At 66.2% G+C, this 19,825-nt stretch carries 17 protein-coding genes and 2 pseudogenes; 6 read left to right on the plus strand and 13 right to left on the minus strand.

Annotation, left to right across the window (positions count from 1 at the left end; translation table 11 throughout):
- Positions 1-232 precede the first annotated feature (232 nt).
- The gene (locus tag HCC78_RS22215; protein WP_172330986.1) at positions 233-922 is read left to right on the plus strand and encodes a DUF2270 domain-containing protein; all 690 of its coding nucleotides are present in this window, start codon (positions 233-235) and stop codon (positions 920-922) included.
- 19 nt (positions 923-941) lie between these two features.
- Here HCC78_RS22215 and HCC78_RS22220 read toward each other — a convergent pair whose 3' ends face one another.
- From HCC78_RS22220 to ccoN, 5 genes are all read right to left on the minus strand, one after another.
- Positions 942-2,009, minus strand: a complete 1,068-nt coding sequence (locus tag HCC78_RS22220) for a calcium-binding protein (protein ID WP_172330987.1) — start codon at positions 2,007-2,009, stop codon at positions 942-944.
- A 98-nt stretch (positions 2,010-2,107) separates the two neighbouring features.
- On the minus strand, positions 2,108-2,974 hold the full coding sequence (gene ccoP, locus HCC78_RS22225) for a cytochrome-c oxidase, cbb3-type subunit III (RefSeq protein ID WP_172330988.1): 867 nt from the start codon (positions 2,972-2,974) through the stop codon (positions 2,108-2,110).
- A complete protein-coding gene (locus tag HCC78_RS22230) occupies positions 2,971-3,156 on the minus strand; it encodes a cbb3-type cytochrome c oxidase subunit 3 (protein ID WP_172330989.1) in 186 nt (61 codons plus the stop codon). The genes ccoP and HCC78_RS22230 overlap by 4 nt, the downstream gene beginning before the upstream one ends.
- A 10-nt stretch (positions 3,157-3,166) precedes the next feature.
- Positions 3,167-3,892 carry a cytochrome-c oxidase, cbb3-type subunit II gene (ccoO, locus tag HCC78_RS22235; protein WP_172330990.1) on the minus strand — a complete coding sequence of 242 codons (726 nt, stop codon included), beginning with the start codon at positions 3,890-3,892 and terminating at the stop codon, positions 3,167-3,169.
- A 12-nt stretch (positions 3,893-3,904) separates the two neighbouring features.
- Positions 3,905-5,518: a cytochrome-c oxidase, cbb3-type subunit I gene (gene ccoN, locus HCC78_RS22240; protein WP_172330991.1), complete on the minus strand. Its 1,614-nt coding sequence runs from the start codon at positions 5,516-5,518 to the stop codon at positions 3,905-3,907.
- Positions 5,519-5,723: 205 nt separating this feature from the next.
- Between ccoN and HCC78_RS22245 the strand changes: the two genes are divergently transcribed.
- On the plus strand, positions 5,724-6,560 hold the full coding sequence (locus HCC78_RS22245; RefSeq protein WP_172330992.1) for a universal stress protein: 837 nt from the start codon (positions 5,724-5,726) through the stop codon (positions 6,558-6,560).
- 160 nt (positions 6,561-6,720) lie between these two features.
- Here the strand turns inward: HCC78_RS22245 and fnrL are convergent, their stop codons facing one another.
- A complete protein-coding gene (gene fnrL, locus HCC78_RS22250) occupies positions 6,721-7,476 on the minus strand; it encodes a transcriptional regulator FnrL (RefSeq protein WP_172330993.1) in 756 nt (251 codons plus the stop codon).
- 51 nt (positions 7,477-7,527) lie between these two features.
- Here fnrL and hemN point away from each other — a divergent pair, with 51 nt between their 5' ends.
- Positions 7,528-8,883, plus strand: coding sequence for an oxygen-independent coproporphyrinogen III oxidase (gene hemN / locus HCC78_RS22255; RefSeq protein WP_172330994.1), 1,356 nt, complete (start codon positions 7,528-7,530; stop codon positions 8,881-8,883).
- Between the two features lie 18 nt (positions 8,884-8,901).
- Here the strand turns inward: hemN and HCC78_RS22260 are convergent, their stop codons facing one another.
- From HCC78_RS22260 to HCC78_RS22280, 5 genes are read right to left on the minus strand one after another with little or no spacing between them, the layout of a single operon-like run.
- Entirely contained in the window at positions 8,902-10,533 is a 1,632-nt protein-coding gene (locus HCC78_RS22260) for an ABC transporter ATP-binding protein (protein ID WP_172330995.1), read from the minus strand.
- Complete coding sequence (locus HCC78_RS22265; RefSeq protein ID WP_172330996.1) at positions 10,530-10,835, minus strand: hypothetical protein; 306 nt, start codon at positions 10,833-10,835, stop codon at positions 10,530-10,532. The genes HCC78_RS22260 and HCC78_RS22265 overlap by 4 nt, the downstream gene beginning before the upstream one ends.
- Positions 10,832-11,983, minus strand: coding sequence for an ABC transporter permease (locus HCC78_RS22270; protein ID WP_253949304.1), 1,152 nt, complete (start codon positions 11,981-11,983; stop codon positions 10,832-10,834). Before HCC78_RS22270 ends, HCC78_RS22265 begins: the two co-directional genes overlap by 4 nt.
- 1 nt (position 11,984) lies before the next feature.
- Positions 11,985-13,079 (minus strand): microcin C ABC transporter permease YejB, encoded by a 1,095-nt coding sequence (locus tag HCC78_RS22275; protein WP_172330997.1) that lies wholly within the window; start codon positions 13,077-13,079, stop codon positions 11,985-11,987.
- Positions 13,080-13,086: 7 nt separating this feature from the next.
- Positions 13,087-14,937 carry an extracellular solute-binding protein gene (locus HCC78_RS22280; RefSeq protein ID WP_172330998.1) on the minus strand — a complete coding sequence of 617 codons (1,851 nt, stop codon included), beginning with the start codon at positions 14,935-14,937 and terminating at the stop codon, positions 13,087-13,089.
- 253 nt (positions 14,938-15,190) lie between these two features.
- On the opposite strand from HCC78_RS22280, the pseudogene HCC78_RS33255 reads away from it, so the two are divergent.
- Both HCC78_RS33255 and arsH read left to right on the plus strand, forming a co-directional pair.
- Positions 15,191-15,577: pseudogene (locus HCC78_RS33255) on the plus strand (arsenate reductase ArsC); the annotation flags it as partial.
- Between the two features lie 72 nt (positions 15,578-15,649).
- Positions 15,650-16,387, plus strand: a complete 738-nt coding sequence (gene arsH / locus HCC78_RS22285; RefSeq protein WP_371743906.1) for an arsenical resistance protein ArsH — start codon at positions 15,650-15,652, stop codon at positions 16,385-16,387.
- A gap of 116 nt (positions 16,388-16,503) precedes the next feature.
- Here the strand turns inward: arsH and groL are convergent, their stop codons facing one another.
- Positions 16,504-18,144 (minus strand): chaperonin GroEL, encoded by a 1,641-nt coding sequence (gene groL, locus HCC78_RS22290; protein ID WP_172330999.1) that lies wholly within the window; start codon positions 18,142-18,144, stop codon positions 16,504-16,506.
- Positions 18,145-18,198: 54 nt separating this feature from the next.
- Entirely contained in the window at positions 18,199-18,510 is a 312-nt protein-coding gene (groES, locus tag HCC78_RS22295) for a co-chaperone GroES (protein ID WP_172331000.1), read from the minus strand.
- A 1,196-nt stretch (positions 18,511-19,706) separates the two neighbouring features.
- On the opposite strand from groES, the pseudogene HCC78_RS22300 reads away from it, so the two are divergent.
- A pseudogene (locus HCC78_RS22300) lies at positions 19,707-19,825 on the plus strand (IS5/IS1182 family transposase); the annotation flags it as partial.

Raw genomic sequence — 19,825 nt, forward strand, 5'->3', positions numbered from 1 at the left:
AAAAACATCGGCACCCCCCAAGGAAACGCGCGAACAGGAAGGGGTGCCGATGTTGAGAGGATCCGAACGAGGTTCAGCACCGGTCGGTCCTTGCCCCCGGTTCTACGCGCGACTCGCCCCCCCGGCTTTGACACAGGTCAATCCGGCGATCCATGCTGGGCCTGCACATGCTTCCGGCAGATAGTCGGAATGACCGGGCATAGATTCGGCAGGCTGCGGAAGGGGAGGACAGATGGGCCAGGCAGAGCCGCGGGTGGCGACATCCGCGAAGAGGGAATTCACCCAGGCGGAGATCGGCGCGATCGCGCATCTCTACCGCGGCGAAGTCTACCGCAGCACGATCTGGCGGACGCGGCTCGACACGACGACCAACTGGTCGGTGGTGACGCTGGGCGTGGCGCTGTCGATTGCCTTCTCCTCGCCGGGCGCGTCGGAGCTGCCGCTGCTGCTGGTGGGCGTGCTGATCGGGCTCTTCATGGTGCTGGAGGCGCGGCGCTACCGCTATTTCAACGTCTGGCGGGCGCGGGCGCGCTGGATGGAGACGCATTTCTACGCGCCGATGCTGGATGACGGCGACCTGCATACCGAGGAGAACTGGCAGAAGACCCTGGCCAAGGATTATTGGCGGCCGGAATACCATGTCAGCATGTCCCGCGCGATGGGCCGCCGGATCCGGCGCAACTACCTGTGGATCCTGTCGATCCAGTATCTCGCCTATCTGGGCAAGCTGACCGTCCATCCGGTTCCCGCGCGCGGCATCGGCGACGTGATCGGCCGCGCCGCGATCGGACCGGCGCCGGGCTGGGCGGTGCTGGGCTTCGGGCTGTTCTATCTCGGAAGCTGGCTGGCGCTGGCGGAATGGGTCCGCCGCAAGGACGCGGCCAGCGCGCGCAGGAAGGGCGGCGGCAAGTCGCTGGGCTAGCGGCCGCCGCCCGTCCGGATCACGCGAAGGAGATGTCGTCGGCGATGGCCGCGACATCGGTGTAGCCGAGCAGCGTCAGCGACTCGCCCCCGTCGAAGCGGAACACCAGGTCGCTTCCCTCGACCTCGGCGAAGGCATCGACCACCTCGTCGGCAGTGAGCTCGCCGGACCACAGCGCGGGATCGAACACCAGCTCGTCCGCCCCGGTGCCGAAATCGGTCACGACGTCGTCGCCGTAGCCGACGCCGAAGCGGAACTCGTCGGCCCCGCCGCCGCCTTCCAGTTCGTCGTCGCCGAGCGCGCCGTCCAGCACGTCGCGTCCGAAGCCGCCGAACAGCTTGTCCTCGCCGCGCCCGCCGTTCAGCGTGTCGTCGCCCATGCCGCCGAACAGCCGGTCATGGCCCTTGCCGCCGAAGATGTGGTCGCGCCCGGCCTTCCCGGCCAGCCAGTCGTTTCCGGTGCCGCCATAGACCCAGTCGGCGCCGAACTTGGCCGTCACGGTGTCGTTGCCGATGCCGGAATAGAACGTTTCCGACGCCGCGGTCCCGACGATCACGTCATCCTCGGTGATCATCACGCCCGGCACGTCCAGAAGGTCGAAAACCGCCGCTTCCTGCGGTGCCACCTGCAGCGCGTAGCTGCTGTCCTCTGCGGTGGTCAGCTCGAAGAACTCCACCAGCTTCGCATAGCTGCTGACGTCCAGCCCGGTGACATTGAACAGCGGGACCGGCCCGGAGACATAGTCGTCGGACAGGAAGGACAGGCCCAGCATGCCGTCATATTCGCCGCTGCCGCCGGTATCGATGTAGCGGAAGACGATGCCGGTCCAGGCCGCATCGTCCGTGGTCAGCTCCAGCCCGTCGAGCTCGAAGGCATAGGGGCTGACCGCGTCCCCGGTGCCGTCGCTGAACGTCAGGGCGTTCAGTCCCGGACTCTGCTCCAGCGGCGAGGGATCGCCCTGCACGATCGAGATGCCGTCCGGCAGGACGATGCGCAGCTCCAACGGGACATATTCATAGCCGTCGTCGCCCGGACGCAGGCTGGAAGTATTGTCGAATGCGTATCCGACAAGAACATAGGTCGTCATTTCAATAACCTCCGCGTCCCGAAACCATAGGGGACTACCTCTCAAACACAAATGGGGCCGCGGAAGACCGCGGCCACCGATCGCAGGGCAGAATTTGCTTACTCGCCGCCGCCGAGTCCGTGGACATAGGTGGCCACGGCATTGATCTGGGCGTCGGTGAGGCGCGCATTCCAGTTCGGCATGACGCCGAAGCGGGCCTTGGTGATCGACTCGACGATGGTGTCATAGTCGCCGCCGTAGAGCCAGATTGCATCCGACAGGTTGGGTGCGCCGAATTCGCGGTTGCCCACGCCGCCTTCCATGTGGCAGGCGACGCAGTTGTCCTCGAAGAGCTGCGCGCCCTGGTCGACCAGCGAGGCATCCTGCGGCTCGCCCGAAAGCGACATGACGTAGTTGGCCAGCGAGGCGATCTCGCCCGGGGCCAGCATCTCGCCGAAGGCCGGCATCTGGCTGAACCGGGCGTCCGGGTCGGTCTCGTTCCGGATGCCGTGGGTGACGGTGTAGTGGATCGCCTCGATGTCGCCGCCCCAGAGCCAGTCGTCGTCCAGCAGGTTCGGGAAGCCGGTGGCCCCCGCCGCGCCCGAGCCGTGGCACTGCGCGCACCAGGTGCGGAACACCGCGGCGCCGGCATTGACGGCATACTGGTTCAGCTCGGGATCGTCGCCGATCGCGGTCAGGTCGGCCGCGGCCAGCTGCGCGTCGATCGCGGCATTGGCCTCCTGCATCTGGGCGATCTCCTCGGCCACCTGGCCGCGGGTCGACCAGCCGAGCAGCCCCGGCCAGGCGCCGGAGAAGCCGGGCCAGGACGGCATCAGGATCGAGTAGACCAGGCCCCAGCCGATGCAGATGTAGAACACGATCAGCCACCAGCGCGGCATCGGGTTGTCGTATTCCTCGATCCCGTCCCAGGAATGGCCCGTCGTCGGGACATCGCCCTGGTGGGTCTTGTCGGAATGGTTGCTCATGTCCGGGCCTCCTGACCCGCGTCGTCCTGGGCGGGCTTGTCGTCATGGCGGAAGATGATCTCGGCGCTGTCGCGGTAGGACTTGGACTTGCCGAAGATCACCCAGATGCAGATGCCGGTGAAGATCGTGAAGAGATAGACCAGGGTGAAATGGTCCATGAACTCGCGGAAGAGCTGTTCCATGGTTCCCTCCTCAGCGGCTTGCGTCGGGCGTGAAGGTCGAGAAATCGACCAGCGTGCCCAGCATCTGCAGGTACGAGATCAGCGCGTCCATTTCGGAGATGCCCGGCTGGCTGTCGAAGTTGCGCACCTGCGCCCCGTGATAGCGTTCCAGCATCCCCTCGTAGTCGCTGTCGGGATCCGCCTGCGCCATGAAGTCGGCCTCGGCGTTCTCGATCATCTCGTCCGTGTAGGGGACGCCGACCATGCGGTGGGTCTCCATCTTGGCCTCGATCATCTCCGGCGTGACCAGGGTCTCGGTCAGGAAGCCGTATTTCGGCATGATCGATTCCGGGACCACAGACTGCGGGTTGGTCAGGTGCGCGACATGCCAGGCGTCCGAATAGCGGCCGCCGACGCGGGCCAGGTCCGGCCCGGTCCGCTTAGAGCCCCACTGGAACGGATGGTCGTACTGCGACTCCGCCGCCAGCGAGTAGTGGCCGTAGCGCTCCACCTCGTCGCGCATCGGGCGGATCATCTGGCTGTGGCAGACATAGCAGCCCTCGCGGATGTAGATGTCCCGCCCGGTCAGCTCCAGCGGGGAGTAGGGGCGCACGCCCTCCACGTCCTCGATGGTGTTCTGCAGCCAGAACAGCGGCGCGATCTCGACGATCCCGCCGATGGTCACGACCAGGAAGGAGCAGACCAGCAGAAGGGTGGCGTTGGTCTCGAGGACCTTGTGCTTGTCAAGAATACCCATTCTCTTCGGTCCTTATTCCGCGGGCTGCGCAGCCGGGGCGGCGGAAGGCGCGTCTTCCTTCGCTTCGCCGCGGGTGGCTGTCAGGTAGAGGTTGACGCACATGATGATCGCGCCGGTGACGTACATCACCCCGCCGAGCGCGCGCACGACATACATCGGGAACTTGGCCGCCACGGTGTCGGCGAAGGAGTTCACGAGGAAGCCGTTGGCGTCGACTTCGCGCCACATCAGGCCTTCCATGATGCCGGTCACCCACATCGAGGCGGCGTAGAGCACGATGCCGATGGTGGCGAGCCAGAAGTGCCAGGAGACCATGGGCAGCGAATACAGCTTCTTCTTCTGCCAAAGCGCGGGCGTCAGGTAGTAAAGCGCGCCGAAGGTGATCATGCCGTTCCAGCCGAGCGCGCCGGAATGCACGTGGCCGATGGTCCAGTCGGTGTAGTGCGACAGCGAGTTGACCGAGCGGATCGACATCATCGGGCCCTCGAAGGTCGACATGCCGTAGAAGCCCACCGCGACCACCATCATCCGGATGACCGGATCGGTGCGCAGCTTGTCCCAGGCGCCCGAGAGCGTCATCAGGCCGTTGATCATGCCGCCCCAGCTGGGCATCCACAGGATCACCGACATCACCATGCCCAGCGTCGCGGCCCAGTCAGGCAGCGCGGTGTAGTGCAGGTGGTGCGGACCGGCCCAGATGTAGAGGAAGATCAGCGCCCAGAAGTGGATGATCGACAGCTTGTAGGAGAAGACCGGGCGTTCCGCCTGCTTCGGGATGAAGTAGTACATCATGCCCAGGAAGCCCGCGGTCAGGAAGAAGCCCACGGCGTTGTGGCCGTACCACCACTGCACCATCGCGTCCTGCACGCCCGAGAAGACCTGCACCGACTTGGAGCCGAAGAGCGAGACCGGGATCGAGATGTTGTTGACCACGTGCAGCATCGCTACGGTGACGATGAAGGCAAGGTAGAACCAGTTCGCCACGTAGATGTGGGGTTCCTTGCGCTTGATGACCGTGCCGAGGAACACGGCCAGGAAGGCGACCCAGACGATGGTCAGCCACCAGTCGACGTACCATTCCGGCTCGGCGTATTCCTTGGACTGGGTGCCGCCCAGCAGGTAGCCGGTCGCGGCCAGGACGATGAAGAGGTTGTAGCCCCAGAACACGAACCAGGCGAGGTTGCCGCCCCAGAGGCGGGTCGCCGAGGTGCGCTGCACCACGTAGAAGGCGGTCGCGATCAGCGCGTTGCCGCCGAAGGCGAAAATCACCGCCGAAGTATGCAGCGGACGCAGGCGCCCGAAATTCATGTAGGGCTGCGCAAATTCGAAGTTCAGCCCGGGAAAGGCGAGCTGGGAGGCGATGAACGTGCCCGCCGCGAAGCCGACGACTCCCCACAGGCAGGTTGCAATTACGCCGTAGCGCACCACATCATCCATGTAGACGGTGGTGTCGATGGGCGTCTTAGGCTCGTCGATCGTGCGCAGGGTGTAGAGGAACAGCCCCCCGCTCACGAGCATGATGATGATTGCGTGCACCATGTAGGACACATCGTGGGCGTAATTCGCCGCGATGGCCGCGATGAGTGCGATCAATCCGAAGGCTATGAGCTTCAGATAATCGACCATGTCTTGTCCCTTCGTCCCTTGTTGAGTTGCGGAGAGAGTCGAGACGGAATCTCCGCGGGGTTTTCGTCCGTGCTGCTATGGCGAGAGCACGTTACCACCTCATTGATCTGTATCAAAACATCGCGATTACACCATTGTTTCAGATCAAGGCGCTGCAATGCGACGCAGCTACATTGGTCGTACTCACTCGAAAGGAGGAAGGGCCATGACATACAAATCCCTCATGTGCATCCTGCGCACTGCGGAGGGCGATCTGGCGCATCTGGACCATGCGGTAAGGCTGGCCCGGCGCTACGACGCACATCTCGACGTGCTGTGCCTCGGCGTGGACCGCGTCCAGGTCGGCTTCTACTATGCCGGCGCGACCGCGCTGGTCGCCGAGAACTCGCTCGCCCAGGCAGAGGAAGATGCCCGCAAGCTGAAGGACTTCGTCTCCGCACGGCTGGAGGACAGCGACATCCGCTGGGCGGCCGAGGCGATGATCGTCCAGTGGGGCGCCATCGGGCCCGCCGTCGAGCAGGCCGCGCGCTATGCCGACCTCGTGATCCTGCCGCAGCCCTATGGCGAGATCCGCGGGCCGGAGGACGAGGCCATCACCGAAGCCGCGCTGTTCCTCGGTCCGACGCCTGTGCTGACCGTGCCGCCGGGCTGGGAGGGCGACGCCCCCGCCGATCCGATGATCGCGACCAACCAGGGCCCCGAGGCGATCGCCGCCGTGCGCGCCGCGATGCCCGCGCTGGAAATGGTCGGCCAGGCCAACATCGCCATCGTCGATCCGCCCCGCCATGGGCCGGAACGCTCCGATCCGGGTGGCGCGCTGTCGATGATGCTGGCCCGCCACGGCGTGCGCGCCGAGGTCTCGATCCTCGCCCGCACCATGCCGCGGATCTCCGACGTGCTGATCCGCCACCAGCAGGACCGCAAGGCCGACCTGATCATCATGGGTGCCTACGGCCATTCGCGGCTGCGCGAGGCCGTGCTCGGCGGCCCGACCCGCGACATGCTGGCCGAGGCGCCGGTCCCGGTGCTGATGGCCCGCTGAACCGGGCCGCGGCAAGGCAGTCAGCCTCCGCTCCGGGCCTCCGGGCCCGGGCCGGGCAAGACGACCGCCCCGCAGGGGGCGGCCCCTCCCCTTTCGCCGAAAAAGAGCGCCCCGGTCCTTGCGGCCGGGGCGTTGTCCGTTCAGTCGGGCTGCGGGCGGCTCAGACCAGGTAGCCGCCGTCGCTGTCGTCGCCGGTTTCGCCGAGCAGCCGCTCGAAATCCGGGATTGTGACGTGGCGCTTGCCCTCGAGCTGGATCACCCCGTCCTTGCGCAGCGCGGTGATCTGGCGGCTGACGGTTTCCAGCGTCAGGCCGAGGTAGTCGGCCATCGCCTCGCGGGTCAGCGGCAGGTCGAAGACCATCGACTTGTCCTTGCCCTTGAGGTTCAGCGAGGCGTCGCGGCGGGCGATGATCGCGATCAGGCTGGCGATCTTCTCGCGCGCGGTCTTGCGGCCGAGCAGCAGCATCCATTCCCGCGCGGCGTCGAGCTCGTCCAGCGTCATCTCCAGCAGGCGCTGGCCGATATGCGGGGTCTTCTCCATCAGCGATTCGAACGGCCGCTTGCGGAAGCAGCAGATGATCAGGTCGGTCGTCGCGGTCACGTCATAGGCCGCGTCGTCGCGTCCCGGCCGCCCGATGAAGTCCGACGGCAGCAGCAGGCCCACCATCTGAGTGCGCCCGTCCTCCATCGTCTGCGACAGGGTCGCGATGCCCGAGACCACGGAGGCCACGAAATCCATCCGGTCACCGGCCCAGACCACCGTCTGACCCGCCGGATAGGTACGGTAATACTTGATTTCTTCCAGCCGCTCGAGCTCTTCGGCCTCGCAGCGCGCACAGACGGCCCGATGCCGAATCGGGCAGTCGCGGCAATCGGGGACATGGTCGTTGTGGCTCAGTTTCACGGCGGTGTTCATGATTTGACCTCGATCAAGGTCGGAGGTGATGGACCGGCTAAACGTATTCGAATGAGCCTGATGACACAACTCTCCCGCCTCGGATTATTTGACGCGCGCGTTCCGCGCTACACCAGCTATCCGACTGCGCCGCAATTTTCCAACAACGTGGATGCGGCGCTGAACCGGAAGTGGATCGGTTCCGTCGCGCCCGGCTCGGAAATCTCGCTCTACGTGCATGTTCCCTTCTGCCGGCACCTGTGCTGGTTCTGCGCCTGCCGGACCCAGGGCACGCAGAAGCTCGACACCGTGCGCGCCTATCTGGATACCCTGCTGTCGGAAATCCGCCAGTTGGACGCCATGCTGCCAGAGGGCGTGACCCTGTCGCGGCTGCATTGGGGCGGCGGCACGCCGACCATGATGGACGCGGAGATGATCCGCACCCTGTCGCAGGCGATCTGCGCCGTGGCCCCGCTGGCGCCGGGCGGCGAATTTTCGGTGGAGATCGACCCCAACGAGATCGACGCGGCACGCATGGATGCGCTGGCCGAAGCCGGGATGAACCGCGCCTCGATCGGCGTCCAGGATTTCGACCCCGAGATCCAGAAGACCATCGGCCGGATCCAGAGCTACGAGGTGACCGAGCAGGCGGTCCAGCTTATCCGAGCGGCGGGCGTCCGCAGCCTCAATGCCGACATCCTCTACGGCCTGCCCGACCAGACCCCCGCCCGCATCGCCGATTCCGTGCAGAAGCTGCTGAGCCTGTCGCCCGACCGGGTCGCGCTCTACGGCTATGCGCATGTGCCGTGGATGGCGCGGCGGCAGTCGATGATCCCCTCTGCGCTGCTGCCCACGCCCGAAGAGCGGCTGAAGCTGTTCGAGACCGCGCGCAAGCTGTTCCTCTGGGACGGCTACATGGAAGTCGGCATCGACCATTTCGCCCGCCCCTTCGACAGCATGGCCGTGGCGCAGCGCGAAGGGCGGCTGCGGCGGAATTTCCAGGGCTATACCGAGGACCCGGCCGAGGTGCTGATCGGCATCGGCGCCTCGTCGATCTCGCGCTTCCCGCAGGGCTACGCGCAGAACGCCTCCTCGACCTCGGACTACACGGCGCTGGTGCGCGCGGGGCGGCTGCCGACGATGCGCGGCCATGCCTTCACCGGCGAGGACAAGGTGCGCGCCCGGATCATCGAGATGCTGATGTGCGACTTCGCCTTCGATCTCGCTCCGGTGCTCTGCCCGGACGGTCCCGGCGCCGACACCGTGCGCAGCTGGATGGCCGCCGCGGCAGCGCAGTTCCAGGGCTTCGTCACGCTAGAGGGCGACCGGTTCGAGATCACCCGCGACGGCCGTCCGCTGGCACGGATCGTCGCCCGCGCCTTCGATGCCTATGACATGAGCAAGACCGGCCACAGCACCGCGGTCTGACCGCGGCGCCGATGCCCGTCACACCGGCTGCGCCAGGACCTCCGGCGCGGCCGTTTCCGTTTTCGCGAAGGCCGCGGCCATCAGCTCGCGGGTATAGGCGCTTTCGGGCCGGTCGAAGACCGCCGCGCTTTCTCCGGACTCGACGATGTCGCCGCGCTTCATGACGATGACCTTGTGGCTCAGCGCGCGCACGACCCGCAGGTCGTGGCTGATGAACAGGTAGCCCAGCCTGTACTTGGCCTGCAGCCGCCGCAGCAGGTCGACGATCTGGACCTGCACCGTCATGTCCAGCGCCGAGGTAGGCTCGTCCAGCACGACCAGCTTCGGACGCAGCACCATGGCGCGGGCGATCGCGATGCGCTGGCGCTGCCCGCCGGAGAATTCATGCGGATAGCGGTGCATCATCGCCGGAGACAGCCCGACCTCGGTCAGGATCTCGGCGACCGCCTCGTCCGGCTTGCGGCCCTCCGACGTGCCGTGCACCCCCAGCCCCTCGCCGATGATCTGGCCGATGTTCATCCGCGGCGACAGCGATCCGAACGGATCCTGGAAGACGATCTGCATGTCGCGCCGGACGGGACGCAGCTGCTTCGATTTCCAGCCCTGGATGTCGGTGCCCTGGAAGACGATCGGCCCTTCGGAACTGACCAGCCGCATCAGCGCCAGCGCCAGCGTGGTCTTTCCCGATCCGGATTCGCCGACGATCCCCACCGTCTCGCCGCGGCGCACCGACAGCGCGGCGGCATTGACGGCCTTCACGTGGCCCACGGTCTTGCGCATGAAGCCGGCGGTGATCGGGAACCAGACGCGCAGGTGGTCGGTGCTGACGATTTCCTCGGCGCCGGCGGGCACCGGGTCGGGCACGCCGGTCGGCTCGGCGGCCAGCAGCTTCTGTGTGTAGGGATGCTGCGGATCCGCGAAGATTTCGGCCGTCGGACCGGTCTCGACGATCTCGCCGTCCTTCATGACGCAGACCCGGTCGGCGAAGCGGCGCACGATCCCGAGGTCATGGGTGATGAAGAGCATCGACAGCCCCTCCTCGCGCTTCAGCTCGGCCAGGAGGTCGAGGATCTGCGCCTGGATGGTGACATCGAGCGCGGTGGTCGGCTCGTCGGCGATCAGCAGTTCGGGCCGGTTGGCCAGCGCCATGGCGATCATCACCCGCTGCCGCTGCCCGCCGGACAGCTGGTGCGGATAGGCGGACAGGCGCGAGGCCGGATCGACGATCCCCACCTTGTCGAGCAGTTCCAGGATGCGCGCCCGCGCCGCCTCTCCCTTCAGCCCCTGGTGCAGCGCAAGGCTTTCGCCGATCTGCTTTTCCAGCGTGTGCAGCGGGTTGAGCGAGGTCATCGGCTCCTGGAAGATGAAGCTGATGTCGTTGCCGCGGATCTCGCGCAGGGCGGCCTTGCCCGCTCCGACCATCTCGCGGTCCTTGTAGGTGATCGAGCCCGACACATGCGCGTTGTCGCCCAGCAGCGAGACGGTCGAGAGCGCCGTCACCGACTTGCCCGAGCCGGATTCGCCGACCAGCGCGACGGTCTCGCCGCGGCCGACATCGAAGGCGACCCCCTTCACGGCATCATGCAGCTTGCCGTCCTGCGAGAAGGCGACCTTCAGGTCGCGGACGTTCAGGATCGTGTCGCGCGTCATTGCCCGGTCAGCACCCATGTCAGGAGGAAAATGCAGGCGGCAAGCGCCCAGACGGCAGTCTGCACCACCGGGCCCGGCAGGCGGCCCAGCCGCAGGTGGAGCCGCAGCCCCAGCCCGGTGCAGCCCACCGGCAGCAGAAGCGCCCCGGCCGCGATGATCTGGCCGAGCCAGGCCGGCGGCGGGAATTCCATCCCGGCATGCAGCGTCTCGACCGCGACGGCCAGGCATCCGCCGATGATCGCCAGCGACCCGTACCAGGCCGCGGTCGCCACCATCCGCCCGTTCAGCGCGCCCCCGGTCATGCGAAGGTCTTCCGCGGATCGAAGGCGTCGCGGACCCCCTCGAAGATGAAGACGAGCAGCGACAGCATGATCGCGAAGGTGAAGAAGGCGGTGAATCCCAGCCAGGGCGCCTGCAGGTTCTGCTTGGCCTGCAGCGTCAGTTCCCCCAGCGACGGCGCCGAGGACGGCAGGCCGAAGCCGAGGAAGTCGAGCGTGGCCAGCCCGCCCAGCGTGCTTGTGATCACGAAGGGCAGCATGGTCAGCGTCGCCACCATCGCGTTCGGCAGGACGTGGCGCACCATGATCACCGCGTTCGACACGCCGAGCGCGCGCGCGGCGCGGACATATTCGAAGTTGCGCGCCCGCAGGAACTCGGCCCGCACCACGCCCACCAGCGCGGTCCAGCCGAACAGCGTCATCAGGAAGACCAGGAGCCAGAAGTTCATCTGGAAGATCGCCGCCACGATGATGATGATGTAGAGCTGCGGGGTCGCGCCCCAGATCTCGATCATCCGCTGGAAGATCAGGTCGGTCCAGCCGCCGAAGAAGCCCTGGACCGCGCCGGCCGCAATGCCGATCACCGATGTCAGGAACGTCACGGCAAGCGCGAAGAGCACCGACAGCCGGAAGCCGTAGATCACCCGCGCCAGCACATCGCGCGCGGTGTCGTCGGTGCCCAGCCAGTGCTGCGCATCCGGCGCTGAGGGCGCCGTGCCCGAAATGTCGTTGACGGTGTTGTAGCTGTAGGGGATCGGCGGCCACAGCAGCCAGCCCGCCTGCACCTTCTCGCCCTCGACCGTGCCGCTGTCCTTTGCCTCGGCGATCACCCCCTCGGGGTCGTCCCAGCAGGCCTCGGACCCGCCCGAGACGATCAGGCACTGCACCTCGATGTCGCGGTAGACGGCTTCCGTGCGGAAATCGCCTCCGAACTGCGTCTCGGGGTAGAAGTTGAAGATCGGCGTGTAGAAGGCGCCCTGGTAGCGCACGAGGATCGGCTTGTCGTTGGCGAGGAACTCCGCGAAGAGCGAGACGAAGAACAGCACGCCGAAGACCACCAGCGACCAGAAGGCGCGGGAATTGGCGCGGAAATTCCGCAGCCGCCGTTGGTTCAGCGGCGACAGCCAGCCCTGGCGCGGCGGCGTCACGTCGGACATGTCGGTGGCGGCCATCTCAGGTCTCCCGGCTCTCGAAATCGATCCGCGGGTCGATCCAGACATACATCAGGTCCGACAGCAGCCCCACCAGAAGCCCGATCAGGCCGAAGACGTAGAGCGTGCCGAAGATCACCGGATAGTCCCGGCTGATCGCCGCCTCGTAGCCCAGCCGGCCCAGGCCGTCGAGCGAGAAGATCGTCTCGATGATCAGCGACGAGCCGAAGAAGACCGAGACGAAGAGCCCCGGAAAGCCCGCGATCACGATCAGCATCGCATTGCGGAAGACATGGCCGTAGAGAACCGCGCCTTCCGACAGGCCCTTGGCGCGGGCGGTGACCACGTACTGCTTCTTGATCTCGTCGAGAAAGCTGTTCTTGGTCAGCAGCGTCAGCGTCGCAAAGGAGGCGATGGTCGAGGCCAGGACCGGCAGCGCGATGTGCCAGAAATAGTCCGCGACTTGCGCAGGGAAGCTAAGCTGCTCCCAGCCGTCGGAATGCAGGCCCCTCAGCGGAAACCATTGCAGGTAGCTGCCGCCCGCGAAGACGACGAGCAGCAAGATCGCGAAGAGGAAGCCCGGGATCGCGTAGCCGACGATGATCGCGCCGCTCGTCCAGGTGTCGAAGCGCGACCCGTCCTGCACCGCCTTGCGGATGCCCAGCGGGATCGAGATCAGGTAGGCGATCAGCGTCGACCAGAGCCCGAGCGAGATCGAGACCGGCATCTTCTCCAGAACCAGGTCGACCACCGAGATGGAGCGGAAATAGCTCTGCCCGAAATCGAAATGCGCGTAGTTCCAAAGCATGGTGAGGAAGCGCTGCCAGGCGGGCTTGTCGAAGCCGAACTGCTTTTCGAGCTCCGCGATGAAATCCGGCGGCAGGCCGCGCGCGCCGAGATATTTGTCGGCCCCTCCCCCTGCATCCGGCGTCATCTGGGTGCCCATGTCGCCGGAGCCGGAGATCGCCGAGAAGGCGTCCCCCTGCCCCTCGATGCGGGCGATGATCTGCTCCACCGGTCCGCCGGGGACGAACTGGGTCAGCACGAAATTGATCAGCATGATCCCGATCAGGGTCGGGATGATCAGCGCAAGGCGCCGCAGGATGTAGCTGCCCATGGGCCCCTTACCTCAGCACGCCCTTCGCCTTGAGCGCATCGGCCTTGGCCTGGTCGTACCACCAGAAATCGAATTGCCCCAGGTCGAGCGGCGGCAGCATGTCGGGATGGCCGTAGATGTCGTAGTAGGCCACGAAGGTCTTGTCGTTGTACCACAGCGGGATGTCGAACCGGGTGTAGCGCAGCGCGCGGTCGATGGCCCGCGTCGAGGTCTTCAGCGCATCGAGCGAGGTCGCGGCGACGGCGGTCGCGATCAGCTTGTCGACGCCCTCGTCGCGCAGCCGCATCAGGTTGCGCGAGCTGTTGTCGGCAGTGGCCGAGCCGAACCACTGGTAGAGGCCGAGCGACGGCTCGAAATCCATGGTGAAGCCCTGGTTCGCGAGGTCGAAATTACCCGAGCGGCGGCGCTCGACATATTGCGAGGTGTCGACCCGCTCCAGCCGTCCCTGGATGCCCATCAGCTGAAGGTTCTGCAGGAACGGGTTCACCATGCGGTCATAGGTCGGGTTGGTCTGGATGATCACCAGTTCCAGCGGCTGGCCCTCGGCATTGCGGCGGATGCCGTCATCGCCGATCTTCCAGCCTGCATCCTCCAGCAGCTTGCCCGCCTCGCGCAGCGTCTTGCGCGACAGCCGGTTGCTGTCGGCCTCGTGCGGCACCGGCGTCACCGCCTCGTTGGTCAGGATGTCCTCGCCGAACAGCCCTTCCTCGACCAGCGGCTTCAGCAGCGCCAGCTCGCCTTCGGAGGGCGTGCCGGTCGCGGCCAGGTCGGTCCCGTCCCAGAAGCTGACGGGCTGCTTGTAGAGATCGTAGAATATCGTCCGGTTGGTCCATTCGAAGTTGAAGGCCAGGCCGATCGCCTGCCGGACCCGCTTGTCCTGCCACTTGGCGCGGTCGAGGTTGAACACCCAGGCGAGGTGGTAGCCGACATTGCCGTCCGCAACTTCCTCCCGCTTCACCGAGCCGTTGCCAACATTGGGGAAGTTGTAGCTCTCGGCCCAGTTCTGCGCCTTGTCCTCGATCCGGAAGGTGTATTCGCCCGACTTGAAGCCCTCGAAGGCGGCCGAGGTGTCCGCGAAATACTCGACCCGGATCCTGTCGAAATTGTTGCGGCCCCTGTTGATCGGCAGGCCCTCGCCCCAGTAGTCGGGGTTGCGCTTGTATACCACGCGGCGGTTGAAGTCGTAGCTGTCCAGCATGTAGGCGCCGGTCGACATGAACGGCTCCAGCGTCGATTCATCGAGCCTCTGCCCGCGCTCCTCGAACCATTTCTTCGAGAACAGCGGCGTCGACCCGGCCAGGCCGATCCGGTCGCGCACCGAACTGTCGGGGTTGAAGGTGAACTTGATCGTGTAGGGATCGATCACCTCGACGCTCTTGTAGAAGTTCTCCACGATCCGGCGGTATTCCGGGATGCCCTGGGTCATGAACAGGTTCGAGGTGAAGGCCACGTCCTCGGCGGTTGCCGGGGTGCCGTCCTGGAACTTGATGTCGTCGCGCAGGTGGAAGATCACCCAGCCGAGGTCCTCGGGATATTCCAGCGAGGTGCACATCAGGCAGTAGAGCCCGTAGGGATCGTCGGCAAAGGACGTCATGATCCGTTCCGAGCCGATCGTGTTCAGCGCCGCCGGCACACCCGCGATCGCGTACTGGTTGAAGCTGTCGAAATTGCCCTGAGCCCAGATCGAGATCTCGCCGCCCTTGGGCGCGTCCGGATTGACGTAGTCGAGATGGTCGAAATCGGCAGGGTATTTCAGTTCGCCGAAATTGGAGTAGCCATAGCTTTCGATGATTTTCGGCGCGTCCTGCGCGGCCAGCGGGCCGGCCGCCACGAGCGCCGCGAAGGAGGCCCCGAACATCCGGCCCGTCCTGCGGCCCCGCTCTCGCACGCGCAGGGGGGCGGCAGCGTCTGGTCGGAATTGCGTCATGGAGGCCTCCGTTCGGAAAGTCTGGTCCGTTGCCCTCAGCTAAAGGGGGCGGAGTCCAAGTTTCAAGCGGCGAATTCGGTGCCTTGCGGGATAGTGATGCCGCAGGCGGCCCGCTTGTTGAAGGCTGCAGGGATCCGGGCTAGGCAAAAACAGTTCGACAATTCTTGAAATATGGATGGCTGACATGCCCCTCCGCGTCCTCCTGGCCTGCACAGGCAATTCCGCCCGCTCGATCCTGGCCGAGGCACTGCTGGCCCGCCTGGGCCATGGCCGGGTCGCCGCCCTGTCCGGCGGCACCGACCCTGCCCCGGAGGCCGCCCCGGCCGCGCTGCACCTCCTGGAGGAGAACGGCATCGCCTCCGGCGCCGTCCGGCCGAAGAGCTGGGACGCATTTGCCGCGCCCGGCGCAGAGCCGGTCGATATCGTGATCACGCTCTGCGACGATGCCGCCGCGTCGCCCTGCCCGGTCTTCCCGGGACCGGCCGTCCGCGCGCATTGGAGCCTGCCCGACCCGGCCGCCGCGCCGGATCCCGGCGCGGCCATGGCCGAAACCTGGCGACAGCTCGACCACCGGCTGCGCGCCATGCTGGCGCTGCCGCTGGAGACAATGGCAAAGGACGAACTGGCCGCCAGCCTGGCCGGGATCGGTGCCCGCGGGCCGGAGCCTGCCGATCCGTCGGTCCCGCAGCTCGAGGAGGCGCTGTTCCAGCCCATAGACGCCGCGCGGCTGGCGGTAGCAGAGCCGATGGGGCACCGGCCGCGCATCCTGCTGCTCTACGGCTCGCTGCGCGAACGGTCCTTCTCGCGGCTGATGGCCGAGGAAGCCGCCCGCGTGCTGCACCGGCTGGGCGCCGAAACGAGGATCTACGATCCTTCGGGCCTGCCCCTGCCCGACGATGCCGCCGCGGAGCATCCCAAGGTGGCCGAACTGCGCGAGATGGTGACCTGGTGCGAGGGCATGGTCTGGTCGAGCCCCGAACGCCACGGCGCGATGACCGCCGTGATGAAGGCGCAGATCGACTGGATCCCGCTCTCGCTCGGCGGCGTGCGGCCGACCCAGGGCAAGACGCTGGCGGTGATGCAGGTCTCGGGCGGCTCCCAGAGCTTCAACACGGTGAACCAGCTGCGCATCCTCGGGCGCTGGATGCGGCTGCTGACCATTCCGAACCAGAGCTCGGTCCCGAAGGCGTGGACCCAGTTCGGCGAAGACGGGCGGATGGTGGCGTCGCCCTTCTACGACCGGATGGTCGACGTGATGGAGGAGCTGGTGAAGTTCACGATGCTCACCCGCGGCCGCGGCGGCTATCTGCTCGACCGCTATTCCGAGCGGGTGGAAAGCCGCGAGGCGCTGTCGCAGCGGGTCGGCCAGGCGGAGATCTGAAGCCGCCGGGAGAGGGAGGCCCTCTCCCGGGCCCTCACCCGCGCCCGGCCACGGCCGGAACGCAGAAAGGGCCGCCCGAGGGCGACCCTTTCCGTAGTTCCCGGCGGAACGGCTGATTACATCATGCCGCCCATGCCGCCCATGTCGGGCATGCCGCCGCCGGCCGGCGCGTCCTTGGCCGGCTTGTCGGCGACCATGGCTTCGGTCGTGATCAGCAGGCCTGCGACGGAGGAGGCATCCTCCAGCGCGGTGCGGACGACTTTCGCCGGGTCGATGACGCCGAACTTGAACATGTCGCCGTACTCTTCGGTCTGTGCGTTGAAGCCGAAGGACAGGTCGTTGGATTCGCGGACCTTGCCGGCAACGACGGCACCGTCGACGCCTGCGTTCTCGGCGATTTGGCGCAGCGGCGCTTCGATCGCGCGGCGGACGATGGCGATGCCTGCGTCCTGGTCTGCGTTCGCACCCTTGAGGCCTTCGAGAGCCTTGCCGCCCTGGACCAGGGCAACGCCGCCACCGACGACAACGCCTTCCTGCACAGCTGCGCGGGTTGCGTTCAGGGCGTCATCGACGCGGTCCTTGCGCTCTTTCACTTCGACTTCGGTCATGCCGCCGACGCGGATGACTGCGACGCCGCCCGCGAGTTTCGCAACACGCTCCTGCAGCTTCTCGCGGTCGTAGTCCGAGGTGGTCTCTTCGATCTGGGCGCGGATCTGGGACACGCGTGCCTCGATCTCGGCCTTCTCGCCAGCGCCGTCGACGATGGTGGTCTCATCCTTGGTGATGGAGACTTTCTTCGCCGAGCCGAGCATGTCGATGGTGACGTTCTCGAGCTTCATGCCGAGGTCTTCGGAGATGACCTGGCCGCCGGTCAGGATCGCGATGTCCTGCAGCATGGCCTTGCGGCGGTCGCCGAAGCCCGGTGCTTTCACGGCTGCGATCTTCAGGCCGCCGCGCAGCTTGTTGACCACGAGGGTCGCCAGCGCTTCGCCTTCGACGTCTTCCGCGATGATCAGCAGCGGCTTGCCGGACTGGATGACCGACTCGAGCAGCGGAACCATCGGCTGGAGCGAGGAGAGCTTCTTCTCGTGCAGCAGGATGATGGCGTCGTCGAGCTCGGCGACCATCTTGTCGGCGTTGGTCACGAAGTACGGCGACAGGTAGCCGCGGTCGAACTGCATGCCTTCGACGACGTCGGTCTCGGTGACGAGGCCCTTGTTCTCTTCGACGGTGATGACGCCGTCATTGCCGACTTTCTGCATCGCGTCCGCGATCTGGCGGCCGATTTCGGCCTCGCCGTTGGCGGAGATGGTGCCGACCTGGGCGACTTCGTCGCTGTCGGTCACGTCGCGGGCAGCGGCCTTGATGGCTTCGACGACCTTGGCGGTTGCCATGTCGATGCCGCGCTTGAGATCCATCGGGTTCAGGCCGGCAGCAACCTGCTTCAGGCCTTCCTTGACGATGGCCTGGGCCAGCACGGTCGCGGTGGTGGTGCCGTCGCCGGCTTCGTCATTGGTGCGCGAAGCGACTTCGCGGACCATCTGGGCGCCCATGTTCTCGAACTTGTCTTCCAGTTCGATTTCCTTCGCCACGGACACGCCGTCCTTGGTGATGCGCGGTGCGCCGAAGGACTTGTCGAGGACCACGTTGCGGCCTTTCGGGCCCAGCGTGACCTTCACGGCGTCTGCCAGGATGTTCACGCCCTTGAGCATGCGGTTGCGGGCGTCGGTGTCGAACTTGACGTCTTTTGCAGCCATGGAGATTACTCCTTAATTTCGGTTGTCAGGAAAGGGGATGACGCTGGCGCCTTTTCAGGCAGCGGCAGCGGCAGCCGCGTCCTCGATGATCCCGAGGATGTCGCTTTCCTTCATGATCAGCAGCTCTTCGCCATCGATCGAAACTTCGGTACCGGACCACTTGCCGAACAGCACCTTGTCGCCCGCCTTCACGGACATCTCGATGAGCTCGCCGGAATCCTTGCGCGCGCCTTCGCCGCAGGCGACGACGAGACCCTCGGCGGGCTTCTCTTTCGCGCTGTCGGGGATGATCAGGCCACCTTTGGTTTTCTCTTCGCTCTCGACACGCTTGACGAGAACACGGTCATGCAGCGGCTTGAATGCCATCTCTGACTCTCCTCTCAGAGGTTTATGACGCTTTTAGCACTCACTCGGTGTGAGTGCCAACACGGGCGAGGTAGTCACCGCAGACCCCGCCTGTCAAGTCCGGCACTGCGCAAAATTGCTCCTGCTGCCCGGATTCGCGCTCCGGTGCCGCAGAAGGCGGCGACCGGCAGGCGGCGGGAACGGCCGACCCTGCCCTCCGCAGGTAGGGAGGCGCCCGGCGGGCTGCAAGCCGGGGCCAGACGGGACGGCGATTCCCCGCCGCGGCACCTCTGACCGGGAAATCGCCCGCGGAGTGACCGGCCCTTCCCGCGAAGCGCAGTGAGTTCCACCCCGGTTGCGGCACCGGTTGGGGTTGGGATTGGCATGGCGGGTTCCTCGCGGACAGCTCCGGCCGGGGTCCGGCAGCCGGGGCATTTCCACGGCGCTGCGCCGGGGCGGCCGCAGATCTCCTCATGGATCGGTTTGGGAGCGCCGGCACCGCCGGCGCTTCCCCCGATGTCATCCAGGATTTCCGTACCGGATCCTGGCCCAAACCGGTGCGGAACTCGCTGCTGATCGCCCCCGAGTTCAAGCTCCTGTCGGCAGGGGGGCCGACTTGGATGGCCGTTCCGCCGGAACCTTCCAGATCGAGTCCGGCCCCGCTGCCTGAAATTGGAGAGCCGCAGCCCGCCCTCGGAGATGGAGGTCGCTTCGGCCCCCTCGATCAGCCGGGAATCCGGCACCAAGGAGACTTGCATGCCGATATCGATATGAAGGTCCCGGCCGAGACCGCATGAAGGTCCCGGCCGAGACCGCGCCGATGCTGCCGGTATTTTGCAGGAAGATCGCCATGCCGTCATCCGTGCGGCCCGGGGACATGCCGAAAGCGTCGCCCTGCACATGGCCGACGTTGTCGAGAATGGCGACGATGGAAACCTGGGCCGCCACTGCCGTCTGGATGACGGAATAGACGGCCGTGCCGGGTCCGCGTGCCGTCATTGAAGATCATGCGCCCGGCCAGCGTGCAGGCCGAGCCGAGCGCGGACAGGCGGACGCTGCCCGTCCCGGTGACCGCGCTGCCCTGGATGGCAGCCAGGGCGCGCAGCGGACCGATGAAGCCGTTCTCGCCGCTGGCAAGCGAAACCTTGTGCCTAGTGTCAGGACCCATTGATCCCAGCGGAACGGCATGATTCTCCGCGCGAAAACTGAGCGGTGACATGTCTGATCTCTTCTGGCTCAACGATGCGCAAATGGCGCGGCTGGAGCCCTGCTTCCCGAAGTCCCACGGCAAACCGCGTGTCGACGACCGGCGCGTCCTGAGCGGGATTATCTTCGC

It is taken from the genome of Mangrovicoccus sp. HB161399 (genome assembly GCF_013184745.1).
GTDB lineage: Bacteria > Pseudomonadota > Alphaproteobacteria > Rhodobacterales > Rhodobacteraceae > Mangrovicoccus.